The sequence below is a fragment of the Eisenibacter elegans DSM 3317 genome (assembly GCF_000430505.1).
GTDB lineage: Bacteria > Bacteroidota > Bacteroidia > Cytophagales > Microscillaceae > Eisenibacter > Eisenibacter elegans.
The window spans coordinates 252715-265195 of record NZ_KE387152.1 but is presented as its reverse complement, the minus strand read 5'-3'; the positions used below and the strand labels follow the sequence as shown (position 1 = coordinate 265195).

General features: G+C 48.8%; 12 protein-coding genes. 7 read left to right on the top strand and 5 right to left on the bottom strand.

Annotation, left to right across the window (positions count from 1 at the left end):
* Positions 1–194 precede the first annotated feature (194 nt).
* Positions 195–569 (top strand): DUF779 domain-containing protein, encoded by a 375-nt coding sequence (locus G499_RS0111415; RefSeq protein WP_027000052.1) that lies wholly within the window; start codon positions 195–197, stop codon positions 567–569.
* 18 nt (positions 570–587) lie between these two features.
* Here the strand turns inward: G499_RS0111415 and G499_RS0111410 are convergent, their stop codons facing one another.
* Both G499_RS0111410 and G499_RS0111405 read right to left on the bottom strand, forming a co-directional pair.
* The gene (locus G499_RS0111410; RefSeq protein ID WP_051296188.1) at positions 588–2102 is read right to left on the bottom strand and encodes an NADH-quinone oxidoreductase subunit N; all 1515 of its coding nucleotides are present in this window, start codon (positions 2100–2102) and stop codon (positions 588–590) included.
* Positions 2103–2263: 161 nt separating this feature from the next.
* Positions 2264–2929 carry a hypothetical protein gene (locus G499_RS0111405; protein WP_161627738.1) on the bottom strand — a complete coding sequence of 222 codons (666 nt, stop codon included), beginning with the start codon at positions 2927–2929 and terminating at the stop codon, positions 2264–2266.
* Positions 2930–2946: 17 nt separating this feature from the next.
* Between G499_RS0111405 and G499_RS21820 the strand changes: the two genes are divergently transcribed.
* From G499_RS21820 to G499_RS0111385, 4 genes are all read left to right on the top strand, one after another.
* The gene (locus G499_RS21820; protein ID WP_211231613.1) at positions 2947–3372 is read left to right on the top strand and encodes a DUF2141 domain-containing protein; all 426 of its coding nucleotides are present in this window, start codon (positions 2947–2949) and stop codon (positions 3370–3372) included.
* Complete coding sequence (locus tag G499_RS22030; RefSeq protein WP_027000048.1) at positions 3369–3623, top strand: hypothetical protein; 255 nt, start codon at positions 3369–3371, stop codon at positions 3621–3623. The genes G499_RS21820 and G499_RS22030 overlap by 4 nt, the downstream gene beginning before the upstream one ends.
* Positions 3624–3637: 14 nt before the next feature.
* Positions 3638–4243 (top strand): Crp/Fnr family transcriptional regulator, encoded by a 606-nt coding sequence (locus G499_RS22025; protein WP_051296185.1) that lies wholly within the window; start codon positions 3638–3640, stop codon positions 4241–4243.
* A gap of 462 nt (positions 4244–4705) precedes the next feature.
* Positions 4706–5161 (top strand): SRPBCC domain-containing protein, encoded by a 456-nt coding sequence (locus tag G499_RS0111385; RefSeq protein ID WP_027000047.1) that lies wholly within the window; start codon positions 4706–4708, stop codon positions 5159–5161.
* Here G499_RS0111385 and G499_RS0111380 read toward each other — a convergent pair.
* From G499_RS0111380 to G499_RS0111370, 3 genes are all read right to left on the bottom strand, one after another.
* Positions 5135–5737, bottom strand: coding sequence for a HupE/UreJ family protein (locus G499_RS0111380; protein ID WP_027000046.1), 603 nt, complete (start codon positions 5735–5737; stop codon positions 5135–5137). The two genes, G499_RS0111385 and G499_RS0111380, sit on opposite strands and share 27 nt — an antisense overlap.
* Positions 5734–6429, bottom strand: a complete 696-nt coding sequence (locus G499_RS19730; protein ID WP_051296184.1) for an HD domain-containing protein — start codon at positions 6427–6429, stop codon at positions 5734–5736. Before G499_RS19730 ends, G499_RS0111380 begins: the two co-directional genes overlap by 4 nt.
* A 330-nt stretch (positions 6430–6759) precedes the next feature.
* The gene (locus G499_RS0111370; RefSeq protein WP_027000045.1) at positions 6760–7404 is read right to left on the bottom strand and encodes a hypothetical protein; all 645 of its coding nucleotides are present in this window, start codon (positions 7402–7404) and stop codon (positions 6760–6762) included.
* Positions 7405–7728: 324 nt separating this feature from the next.
* Here G499_RS0111370 and G499_RS0111365 point away from each other — a divergent pair, with 324 nt between their 5' ends.
* Both G499_RS0111365 and G499_RS0111360 read left to right on the top strand, forming a co-directional pair.
* The gene (locus G499_RS0111365; protein ID WP_154658422.1) at positions 7729–8001 is read left to right on the top strand and encodes a hypothetical protein; all 273 of its coding nucleotides are present in this window, start codon (positions 7729–7731) and stop codon (positions 7999–8001) included.
* A gap of 315 nt (positions 8002–8316) precedes the next feature.
* Positions 8317–12471: a T9SS C-terminal target domain-containing protein gene (locus G499_RS0111360; RefSeq protein WP_027000043.1), complete on the top strand. Its 4155-nt coding sequence runs from the start codon at positions 8317–8319 to the stop codon at positions 12469–12471.
* Positions 12472–12481: the final 10 nt, after the last annotated feature.

Here is a 12481-nt window from a genome sequence, read left to right as displayed (position 1 = left end):
GACAGTTGGTTTATAACATATGCCGGCAGCACCTTGTGTGTTGTTGGCTATGTGTTTTGACTCAACTCGTATTTGGTGTCTTTCACTGCGCCGTTGAGACGAAGCTACATCGCAAGGCTGGATCCTTGCACTGTTTGCTAAGCGCTTGTTTTACTGTTATTTAGATATTTTCCACCCCCTCATTTCTCAATACAATGACTACACTCACCGTTCAAAAAGTAACCCTCACACCGGAGGCCGCCGAGGTAATCCGGCAACTACAGGCCGAACACGGCGACCTGATGTTTCACCAAAGTGGTGGCTGCTGCGATGGCTCCGCACCAATGTGTTATGTCAAGGGCGAGTTCCGTACCGGCGACAGCGATGTGTACTTGGGCGATATCGAAGGCTGTCCCTTTTACATTGCCGCCGACCAATATGAGTATTGGAAACACACCCAAATCATCGTCCATATAGCCCCGGGGCGCGGTGCCAGCTTCTCGCTCGAAATTCCGCTGGGTTTACGCTTCCTGACCCAATCACGGGTTTTTAACGAGGCAGAGTTGCGCAGCTTAGGGCTACTACACTAGAAGAGCGCATCGGCGGGGCTATTGCCCCAGCAATACCCTGATGGCATCCATCAGGCCTTGAGGCCATACAAATAACAAAAGCAGCCCAAACACCAGCAGACAGAGCAATGCACAGTCGAGCGGTTGGATAGAAAGTTGGCGAGGTTGCGCCGCCGGACGGAAAAACATATAAAACGGCACGCGCAAATAGTAGAACAGCGCCGGCACTGTATTGAAAAGCCCCAACACAAACCACCACAAGAAGAGCGATTGCCCACTGCTTTGGTAGTTTTCCCAAAGGGCAGAGAATAAAAATAGCTTGGCGCTAAAGCCTGCTGTTGGCGGAAGGCCGGTCAGGGCAATCATCAATACCAACATCAGCACCCCCAAAAGCGGAGCTTGCAAACCTAGGCCGCTGTAGCGTTCCAGCTCATAGGCCTGTGCGTCTTCGTCGGCATCCCCCAATAAGCTGACCAAGGCAAAGGCTCCCACGTTCATCAACAAATAAACTACCAAATAAAAAAGCATTGCTTGTTGGGCAAAAGACGCATTGCTCGTCACAGGGATGAGCACCCCAATGAGCAAGTAGCCCGTGTGTGCGATGGAGGAGTAAGCCAACATCCGCTTGAGATTGGTTTGGCGCAAAGCGGCCAAATTCCCCAAAAAGATACTGCTAATGGCCAGTACTACCAATACCTGCTGTACCCAAGGGAATTGTAAAAGTGTTTGTAGCTGTATCAATACAGCCAGTGCAGCTGCCTTGGGAGCCACCGAGAAAAAAGCAACCATGGGGGTGGGTGCTGCTTCATAGGCATCAGGAGTCCAGAAGTGGAATGGTACTGTGGCCATCTTGAACAACAATCCACCCAAAGCCAACAACAGCGCCACCGAAACTACTATCCGATTGCCTTGCACAAGGCCATAAATAAACTCAGGGTGTGCGAACTGCAAGCTGCCCGAAAAACCATAGAGCCAAGACATCCCATAGAGCATCACTGCGGAAGCAAAAGCCCCAAAAATCAGGTACTTCAGCCCGCCTTCTGCGCCTTGTTTGTTCAGACGGAAGACCGTCAGGATATAAGAGCTGATTGAGACCAACTCCAAAGAAATATACAAACTGAGCCAGTTGGTAGCCATTGTCAGCAGGTGTAAACCCATCAGCAGGGCAAATAAAAGCGAAAAATATTCGCCGCCCCGCTTGGCTGCATAGGTGTGTGGCTTGCTGAGCCAAACCGTCAACAGCGCCACAACAACAAACAATAGCTTAAAAAACATCGCCTCACGCGTAAGCATCAAAGCACCTACCAACAACTCACGGGGCATCTGACAAGTACACACCCACAGCTGCCAAATATCTGCTATCAACACCGCTACCAAGCCTGCCAGCGCCAATAAACGCCCATACCGTTGGCTAAATTGTGGACGGCAGAGGTCTACTAGAAGATAGAGCAAAAAAAGTAAGCCCAACAACAGCTCCGGCCATAAAAAAGGAACACTGATGGTAAAGTTATCCAATACCGCCCTAGGGGAGGCTTGCAGTAATATCAGGCGCATAACAGCAATCGACGAGTTTTTAGCATTGGTGAGTAAGGCCAAAGCTAATTAGTTTTTTTTAAATTGCCAGCACATATTGTCAAGTATCAGGGCTGTTGACTCAAAATGCTGCGCTTCTGTAATGAGGTAAGAATGAGGCCAAGAGCATCATTGGGCTAGCATCAGGCAATGGCCCATATAATATCGCTGAGTGTAAGGCGATGGTCTTGGTCAAAATAAAAATCGTAAAGCTGTTGGGTCTCAAACTGTGTTACATACTGGGCTACGAGTGTTTGTAGCCACGAAAGTCGGGCTTTAAGCTGCCAATGTTGGCCGTCTTGGGCATGTAATACCACAAAAAGCCGGTTGCGCAAGTGGAATCTCCCTTGGCGGCTTTGGTTTTGGTAGAGCCACTCCATAAGCAGGCGTGGGTTTTGGCGAGCCTGCTCAAGTGAGTGCGGAAAAGCCTTGGGAAAAACCGTTGTTTTGTGGTCAAAGTGGATGCCGTGTAGCTCAAAATCTACCAACCGGTCACGGTCATTGGCCGCTGCCCGAATGCCGGGCTGCTGCTGGAAGACTTGCTCTACCCCATAAGCCGACCAAAAGTTGAACCAGCGGTTCATCGCATAGTTCATAAATGCGTCGAAATCGCTACGATTCCCAAAATCGTGCTCTATTTTATGGAGCAAATCATCCCAATAAAAAGTATGGTATACAAAGTTGGTCAGCGTATCATAGTGATTGTTTTGTGTGCGTCCCCAAACATAAGGATGCCGCAACCGTTTCTTTAACTGAGCTTCTATCTCCGGTATCTGCGGAGAATTGTGTATCTTTATCAAACTATCCATATGTAACCCTCAAAAAGATGCTACTTCTTCATTGGACAATGCTGTGGCTGAGCCTGTTCTTTTACAGCGCCCCCAACCATAACCAAACAAAATTAACAATTACTATTCAAAATATCTCACCTGTTCAGGGGAAAGTATATGTAGGCTTGTATAATAGCAAGGCCGATTTCCCCAAAGAAGATAAGGTATTTCAGGGGAAAGTAGTCGATGTAACCAGCGCACAGGTGAGCTGTACTTTTGAAGTACCCAATGGCAACTATGCCGTGTCGAGTTATCACGACAAAAACAGCAATGGCAAACTCGACAAAAATCTGATGGGCGTGCCTACCGAGGCATACGGATTTTCGAACAATGCGCGAGGAACCTTCGGTCCTCCGTCGTTTGAAGATGCCAAGGTGGTTTGCCAAGGTGGTACCAAAAACATCCAAATTACCCTCAAATGAGCAACGGAAGAGACCTACACCGCCGTCAGGCTTGGCAAAAGATAAGCCAAGCCCTCACTCCCTACACCTTAGAGGAGGACGCACTCAAGGCTTGGCTTCAGATGGCCGGCCAGCTCGTGGCCGAAGGTCAAAACCTCGAACAGGTAGCAGCGGCCATCACACGCCTACAAGCCGAACAACGCTACTGGAGTTACGAAGTTCGCCTACAGATTCGAGCCTTGGCCGAAGCCTTGGCCCAAAAAAATCCCTAAAAACACTTGTCCCAATGTTTGACGCGCTACACCAACTAACAGCGCAGCTTGTACAGCTCAATGCCGCCGAAAAGCGACTGTTTGAAAGCGCCTTCAGCCTCCGACAAGTACCTAAGGGGTTTACACTGGTGGCTGCCGGGCAGGTCGCCAAAGAAATCTATTTTATCAATGAAGGACTGCTGAGGCTCTATTATGACAAAGACGGCGAGCATATCACCGGCTTTATCTTTCGAGAGCACTTGTTTGCCAGCTGTTATGAGAGCTTTTTACAACAAAGCCCCAGCATCCAATACCTCGAAACCTTAGAGGATTGCCAACTATTGGCTATCAACAAGGCCCGGATAGATCTACTCTACCAGCAGCTGCCCAAAATCAATGTCTTTACCCGTCGCCTCGCCGAGCAACGCTTTATCAATGCGCAGCGAATCCTGTCTTCGTTTCTATTGGATAGCCCTGAGCAGCGGTGTCAACATTTTATCGAGCAGCACGGAGACCTGTTTTTGCGTGTGCCACACCATATCATCGCTTCTTACTTGGGCATCACACCCGTTTCTTTGAGCCGCATCAGGCGGAGGCTACAAGATAAAGCCCAAGGCGATACCAAGATTCACAAGATTTGAGGATGCGTAGGGTTTGATTTTCTTGACTCTAAGAGCTTGTTTAAAACTCTCTGCATCAACACCAAACCGCTACTTTTTGGTCGCTAAGTCGTTAAAAATACTCGTCGTGGCGCTGCTATACCTGCGCTTTTTGTATAGTATCGGCACAAAAATCAACTGTTTTGAGTGCCGCGCTGAAAATTTAAACAAGCTCTAAAGAATTTTCGGCGCACACCTTTCCCCAACCAATTTTGACTAAGGTATAAATCTTTCACGCCACCGGACGTTTTTCAACACAGTTAAAGCTGTGGGCTAAGTCTCATGGTACTCCTAAAATGAGGCCTCAGCTTGCCTCGGAGCTGGAGCTGCGAGCTACTTTTCCAAAAATATCCAGTGGCGTGAAAACCTTAACAATTGTTAATGCAAAGCCACAACAGGGGGGCTACCTTTGTCTTATCAAAATCACCTAACCCCTTGTTGTATATGAAGGCTCAGATTATCACCGAAATTGTCATCAATGCTCCAAAAGAGCAAGTCTTTAGCGTACTGACAAACCTAGAGGCTTACCAAGAGTGGAACCCCTTTATTATTCGGAGCGAGGGCAAAGTAATGCTGGGCGCTAGGCTCAAAAATACCATGAAAAATGGCGATAGCCCCATCACCTTCAAACCAAAAGTAACACAAGTAGTTGAAAATGAGTATTTTGAATGGCTTGGCTCCTTGGGTATCAAAGGCTTGTTCGATGGCAGGCACTACTTTAAGATTGAAGAGATTGCCCCAAATCAGGTCAATCTCATCCACGGAGAATCATTTTCAGGCTTACTTGTAGGCTATGTCTTACGCAAAATAGGAAAACAAACCCGGGCTGGTTTTGTGCGAATGAACGAGGCGCTCAAGCAACGTACTGAGGCATTAGCCCAACATTCCGCTCATCTGTAAGATTTTCCCCACAATCATCCCCAGAGCTGCTAAGGCGCTAAAGCCTGAGAGGCCATAGTTCCACCATTGCCAGCGTTCGCCCAATAGACGACTCAGCGCCCAAGCTAGCAACATCACCACGGCCACCACAACCAACTGTCCCACTTCGATGCCGATATTGAAAGCCAGCAGCTTGTCCGTAATGCGCTCATCCATCAGGCTAAACATCGCCTTGAGGTCGGAAGCAAAGGCCAGCCCGTGAATCAAGCCAAAGAAGCTGGCAAACAAATAGCGCAAGCCTTGGGGACGGTTGAGGTCGCTAGGGTCTTCAAAAATATTGCTGATGGCAGTGGCCAAAATCGTTATCGGAATCAACAGCTCTATCAGCGGCTTGTTGACCTGTACATAATCCAGCGCTGCCAAGGCCAAGGTAACACTATGCCCCAAGGTAAAGGCCGTTACCAAGATCACGACCTTGCGCCAAGCCTTGGGAGGGTATACCGCACACAACACAACGATGAACAAAATGTGGTCAAAACCATCGAGCGCCAAGATATGGGTCAGCCCTAGGTCGAAAAAAGCTTGAAACGTACTCATAATTCAAATGCAGGTGGGAATTGGGTTTCGGGAAAATGCCACTCAGTGAGGAAAGCCTTCACAAAATCTTGCATCAGCTGGTGCCGCTCAGCAGCAATGGCCTTTGCCTCGGGCGTATGTAGGCGCTCTTGGAGCAAGAGCAGCTTTTCGTAAAAGTGATTGAGTGTGGGCGCCAACTGCTGCCGGTAAGTTTGTGGGTCGAGTTGGGTGCGTGGCGCGATTTGGGGGTCATACAGTGCCTGTCCGCGCATCCCACCGTAGTGAAAGGTGCGGGCAATGCCAATCGCGCCCAACGCGTCGAGGCGGTCGGCATCTTGTACGATGGCAAACTCTTGAGAATAAAACCCTGCCTGTACCTGCCCTCCTTTGAAAGAGAGGTGTAGGATTATTTGCCCTACATGCGCCCTCAGTGCTTCGGGAACGCCAAGGTTTTGCAAAAAAGCTTGAGCTGTGGTCGCACCTAGCGTTTCATCCCCGTGGTGAAATTTGGCATCGGCGATGTCGTGTAGGAGTGCCGCCAGCGAGACGACCATCCCATCGGCCTGCGGGTAGTATGTACTGAGGCGTTGCGCCATTGCCCAAACCCGCCGGATGTGCTCCCAATCGTGGGAGGCATCGGCAGCAGACAAGGTTTGCTGTACATACGCTTGGGTAGCTTGAAGCCAAGGGTGTGTTTGTAAGGAGGTCTCCATAGGACTGGGGGTAGATGTTCGGGCAGGCAAAGCTAGCTAATTTTGTCTATTTCTAAAACTGCTTTATCTGTGCCCAATAAATCATCAATTCCCCACAATTCTGGATATTTTCTAACTTGACAATGGCTTCCCTTGCATCTTCATATACGCCAAGCGCTAGAGAGGCAATGTATCCACAAAAATCAAAAACACTCAACGGTACAATCTATTCTCAAGAAGTGTATGATACCAAGCCAAACGCCCTACAACCATCTGACTGTAAGGCGTTTTGTTGAAAGATGTATGATAGATGTTAAGTATGTGTTTACCTATTCCGCCTTGAAGGGCAGTTTATTCAGCGTCTTGAGCAGGGCTGGTTTTTTTAGTGCGGCGTACAGGTGCTTTTTTAGGAGCGGCGGGCTCGGCAGTGCTGGCGGCAGGTGTCGCTGCATCGCTAGTTTTGGCTTTGGCAGTGCTTTTTGGTGCTTCTTCTTTTTCTTTTGCGATATAGCCACGTACCGTTTCGATGAGGCGGTGGTTCATCTCTTGAGCAACCTCGGCAGGGTTAGTAAGATCAGAGAAAGGCTTACCAAGCTGGCCTACTAGACGCTCGTGCATATCTTTCCAAGCGGCATATACCTTGTCCGTTTGTGTTTGGTATTCGTTGATGGCCTGCTCAGCGCTATAGTTGGGTGCAAACCCTTTGACAGAGCTAAACAAACGCTCGACGTTCTCACGTTGTGTTTCCAGTACACTTTTGAATGCCTCTGGAGTATAGCTTTCAAAATTCACTTGCTCGCGTACAGAGGTGACTGCTGTTTCCATAATCTCTTGCTGCTTCTGAAACCACTCTTTCAAGATAGCAGAAGATTTTTCAAATGTAAGCCCTTCTTCTTTGAAGGTAGTGCTTGCCTTTTTAGTAGTGTCAAAAAAGTTTTCGACGGCTTTGGTTTGAGCTTGGAACAAGGTGTCCAAGACATTTTTTGTATTATTCATATTTTAGGATGTTTTGGGTTAATGCTGTTGCAAAGTTATTAAAGAAAAATCGGGTTATGAATTTTCAAGGTCAAAAAAGCCATAATAGTTCAAAGAAATCAAGTTGAGTTGGATTAACAAAGGGGCTGTTTGTATTTTTCGAGTACAAGAATCAGGCTTTAATTTTCTACCAGCTATCGGATTGAAATATAATAAAACCATTATCAGCTATACTATTTTAGCAGATAATAACTTCTGACCTTGATTTCGATACGATAAACCAATATTAATCACTATATTCGTATTGTGTATCCAGTTTTGCATCCATATTCCTACTTTTGCCAAATGAATCTACAGTATCTAGGGTATCTAGTGTATGGGCTACGTCAAACACTAAAGCAGTGGTTTCTGCGGTTTGGTTTGGGCTTGTTGTTGGGTATTGCCTATTTAGATAGGCGCAACGACCTTCCGGTATTGCATAAACTCCTACAGCAAGATGGGCTACGATATGAAATGCCGGCAACACTTGTCCAACACAGGAAGCATCAGTTGTTTGTCAATACCTCTATGGTGGCGTATGCGCAAAGCCTGCTATACCAACACAAGTCCCCCAATTGAGCTACCTAATCAGTATAAAATAAGTATTTTTCAATCAGACCTAACTCTTGTAATAAAATTAGCGTTTTTTGTTTTAATTTAGCAATCGATAACTCTCCACAACCAATGTTGTCATACTAGCTTATTGCTGGGTTTAGGTCGGTTATGGGTTTGATATTGCCTATTGTCGAAAAAGTTGCTACCTTTTACAAGCATTTTCGTCTGTAATTGTGTAGATGGCTTTATCTAAGCGAGGCGCAATGTTTGCGGGGTATTTCACCTGAAATATTGGAGAACTTTATGCGATTTTGTAACTTACATAACCTCTCAAGAGGTATGCGTGAGCGGGACTTTATAGTAACATTCCTCGGGTTGTGGCTATGGTTAGCCGGCATCCAACAACCTGTATATGCCCAGTTTACGAGCATTACTGATGGAATCAACTTTCCTATGGTTGCGCTGCGCCCACACAGCCCTGTCAACCGCACAGCCAATGCAAATGGAGCCGCGTGGCTAGACCTTAACAGCGACGGACTGGAGGATTTAGTGGTTTTTTATCGGGGAGTACCTATCGAGTTCTACTTGAATAACGGGGCTTTGGGCTTCAGCAATGTGTCTCCTACTCAGGGAGATCCCGGCCGCGCCACCAACGACAATGTCAGCGGAAGTGTGGGCTATTTTGCCAATAATAACCGCTGGGGTGTTTTGATAGCGACCTCCGGCATAGCCTCCACTCGGCTTCTGTACCAAAATAGCCCGGGAAATACCAATTTTACAGAGCAAGTCCCCCCCAATCCTATTGTCAGTGAAGGACTGAATATTTACTCTGTAGCTTGGATAGATTATGACAACGACGGCCACCTAGACGCACACCTCTTGCAAGGTGGAAGCGCCAACCACCGGATGCATCGCAACAATGGCGATGGGAGTTTCAGTACGGTTGCAGTGGCTGCCTTGCCGGGGCTTTTGGCGGACACCTCTATGCCCGCAGCACCTCTGCCCAACATCGCCTCTTGGGTAGATTACAATAACGACGGCTGGATGGATCTCTTTACTACTAGCCTAATCGGGGCACATCCCCACTACCTTTTTCGGAACAATAACGGTACTAGTTTTAGTAGGCGCAACATTACAGGCTTGACCACTCTCAACATTACTGGATTTGGAGCCTGTTGGGGTGATTATAACAATGATGGCCTCATGGATGTCTGTGTGCTAGAAAGCGCTGCCAACGGCATTTCTGTCTGTCGTAATAATGGCGGGGAGAGCTTTACGCGCAAGCCGACGGAGACGGCAAATGTCAACACCTACGCGATGTCTAACCCGATGGCATCTGCCTGGATAGATTACGATAATGACGGTTTTTTAGACTTGGTCGTAGGGAGTGGCAACGGTCAGTTGGTGTTGTTTCGCAATAATGGTGGTACCTTCCAGCCCGGTGTTCCGCTCAATTATGGTACAGTAGCTAACCCACCCCTAGCCAGCAGTATGCGATTCAGCGGTATTGTTGCTGCCGACTACAACAATGATGGTTTTGTCGATATTTTTGCGACCATTGATCACGGCTCACTACCTAGCACCATCGCAGCCCGCAATGTTTTATTGCGCAATGATGCTTCGAGTGGCAACCGTTACCTCAAGTGTAAGCTGACAGGGGTTGTGTCCAACACCAATGCCATCGGGGCTGCGGTAAGGGTGCGCACTGGCAGCCAAACACAGTTGCGCCAAATTATGCCCAAGACCAGCACCTCTTCCCAAGAAAGTATGGTTACCCATTTTGGGGTAGGAAGCACTACAACCATAGACTCCATCCGCATCAATTGGCCTTCGGGCATCATACAGCGCCTGGCCAACCAATCTAGCAATACAACGCTCAACATCATCGAAACCATACCATCCGCTACTTTTACCAGCCCTGCCTCCTTTGCGGATCAGAACGTACTCCGAGGGAGTACCAACCACATTATTTATGAGTTGCGTGCCGCCCAAAATCCCTCCGATGGCCGTGTCAATCAGTTGAGTTTCCGTACGGCAGGCACTTACCAACCTGAAGACCTCCAGAGTATCAAACTATGGTATGGCCTAAGCCCGAATTTTAATGATGCGCAATTGCTGGCCACCGAAACAGCTATTCCGGCTAGCGGGGGCTTGGTCAATTTTGTTGATCCTACGCTTAGCTACCAAATGGGCGGTTATCAGTATTACTACTGGATTACGGTAGATGTATCTCCGGCAGCCACTCCAAACCGTACCATCCGGCTGCTGGCGCCAACAGGGGCCGATATCGGGTTTGTATTTGGCAGCCCAACCCTAGGCAGCATCCTCAACGGAGGAACCCATACCATCGTCAGCGACCCTGTAACCATCGCCATCGCCTCTATCAATCTATCAGAGGCTACCGTAGCACAAGACACTGACAATCATCCGCTCTATAGCTTTGTTATCTTCCCTTCGGGCGGAACCACCAACCTTACCGGACTACAGATAGCATCTGAAGGAACTTATCAAACCAGCGACCTCAAAGCCAATGGGTTCAAACTGTGGTATAGCCCTGTCAATAATTTTGCGGACACAGGCCAGCGAGTCCTGTTGCAGAGCGCCGTGTCTGTAGGCTCAGGAAGTAATATTGTATTCAATACCGGCAGCGCACTCCCCTTCAGCTTGGCGGCCAATACCCAAGCATATTTCTGGATTACGGCAGATATAGCGCCCACGGCAGTCATAGGACGCACGCTCAGGTTACAGGCGCTGACAGCGGCCAATGTTACCTTTGACTTCGGCACTAAAAACGCCTCTACCAATCCGGGGGCAACGACGACTATCGTTGCTCCTTCGGACGAAATCAGGCTTAGCGCCCTGAGTGTGCCTGCGGCCAATGTCAATACCGGAACGATTCAAGATATTTTGTATCGTGTGCGCATCCAAAATCAAGACTTCAACACTACCCTTCAGTCGCTCAGTTTTCGCCCTACGGGCACTTACCAGCCTGCTGACTTGGTATCAGGCAGCTTCCGGTTGTTTATCAATACCATCGACAACTTCGGCACAGCCACCGAGTTGAGCAGCCAAGCCATCACCGCTTCTGGCGCGGTATTGCTCTTTGGAGGGCTATCACAGGCCATCGCACGCAATACAGAGTATTTCATCTGGCTGACTGCCGATGTAGCTAGCAGCGCAACCGTCGGGCGCACTATCCAAGTGCCGGCGCCGGCGCTCAGCGATTTCAGCTTTGCCTCGGGTACCGTAGTAGGCACCTTGACCGATGCAGGCATACGTACCTTTGTACAAGGTGGTGACCTCACCCCTGCCATCAGCCTACACACCCTCCCTGTAGCCGCAGCAGATGTAGTAGGCGGAACCAACCGGCACGTCATCTACCAATTGCGCGCCGATGTTACGATTGCCAATGCTACCATCATCTCTCTGAGCCTTCCGCTCAGGGGCGACTTCAGCAATACCGATTTGAGTCGATTTGAGTTGTATTTCAATACTACCGACAACTTTGCCGGCGCTGTACGGATAGGCGAGCGCAACCCTGTAGGTAATGGGCAAAATATCAGTTTTGAGAATATCAACCGGGGCATTGCTGTCAATAGTAGTGGATACTTTTGGTTGAGTATCAACTTACAATCTACGGCTACCCCCGAACGCCGCATACGTGTCGCTGATTTGGGCAACCTAACAGCTGTCTTTGCCGCAGGCAATGTGAGCAACAACCTAAGCGACGGGAATTTCCACCGATTTGTCGCGCCGCCCCTAGAGGTAGTCCTCAATAGTGTTGCTATAGCCGCCCAAGACGTGTTACAAGGCACACTCAAACACCCCATCTACCAGTTTACCGCTGAGGTGCGCTTCCAACCCACTACCCTACAGCGGCTTAATATCCCCTTAGGAGGCAATTATATTGCCGAAGACATTGCTCCAGAGGGCTTTAGGCTTTGGTACAATACCACTAACAACCTAGGTACGGCTACGCTCATCGGCAGCCAGTCTGTGGTGGCTATTGGGCAGCCCCTGCGCTTTGAGAATCTTTCTCTCCCTTTAGCGGCCAACCAAACAGCCCACTTTTGGCTGACGATAGACCTGAGCGAGCGTGCAATTGTAGGCAATACCATTCGCGCAGAGGCTTTTGGCCAAAATGACATCAACCTTAGCGGCGTTACGCCTACACTTAACCTTCAAGCCGGGGGATTGCAGCGCTTTGTAGAGCCGGTAGTGGTAGAGGTCATTTTGCCCAACTTCTTTTCCCCTAATGGCGATGGGCGCAATGACCGCTTTATCTTACGCAGCCGCAATATCAGCGCCTTGGATTGGCGTATCTTTGACCGCTACGGCAACCTTGTTTTCAATACCAATGATGTAAGCCTCGCTACTGAACAAGGCTGGGATGGACAAGACAGCCCCGATGGGGTCTATGTCTGGTCTATAGCCATCACTTTCAACGACGGACAACAAATTCGTAAATCGGGGGAGGTCAAACTGGCACGATAATCCACTCCTG

Bases quoted from the DNA above. Each gene is read 5' to 3' on its own strand.
- G499_RS0111380 (WP_027000046.1), bottom strand. From the start codon at position 5,737: ATGAGTACGTTTCAAGCTTTTTTCGACCTAGGGCTGACCCATATCTTG.
- G499_RS0111385 (WP_027000047.1), top strand. From the start codon at position 4,706: ATGAAGGCTCAGATTATCACCGAAATTGTCATCAATGCTCCAAAAGAG.
- G499_RS21820 (WP_211231613.1), top strand. From the start codon at position 2,947: ATGCTACTTCTTCATTGGACAATGCTGTGGCTGAGCCTGTTCTTTTAC.
- G499_RS22030 (WP_027000048.1), top strand. From the start codon at position 3,369: ATGAGCAACGGAAGAGACCTACACCGCCGTCAGGCTTGGCAAAAGATA.
- G499_RS0111410 (WP_051296188.1), bottom strand. From the start codon at position 2,102: ATGCGCCTGATATTACTGCAAGCCTCCCCTAGGGCGGTATTGGATAAC.
- G499_RS0111365 (WP_154658422.1), top strand. From the start codon at position 7,729: ATGAATCTACAGTATCTAGGGTATCTAGTGTATGGGCTACGTCAAACA.
- G499_RS0111415 (WP_027000052.1), top strand. From the start codon at position 195: ATGACTACACTCACCGTTCAAAAAGTAACCCTCACACCGGAGGCCGCC.
- G499_RS0111360 (WP_027000043.1), top strand. From the start codon at position 8,317: ATGCGTGAGCGGGACTTTATAGTAACATTCCTCGGGTTGTGGCTATGG.
- G499_RS0111405 (WP_161627738.1), bottom strand. From the start codon at position 2,929: ATGGATAGTTTGATAAAGATACACAATTCTCCGCAGATACCGGAGATA.
- G499_RS0111370 (WP_027000045.1), bottom strand. From the start codon at position 7,404: ATGAATAATACAAAAAATGTCTTGGACACCTTGTTCCAAGCTCAAACC.
- G499_RS19730 (WP_051296184.1), bottom strand. From the start codon at position 6,429: ATGGAGACCTCCTTACAAACACACCCTTGGCTTCAAGCTACCCAAGCG.
- G499_RS22025 (WP_051296185.1), top strand. From the start codon at position 3,638: ATGTTTGACGCGCTACACCAACTAACAGCGCAGCTTGTACAGCTCAAT.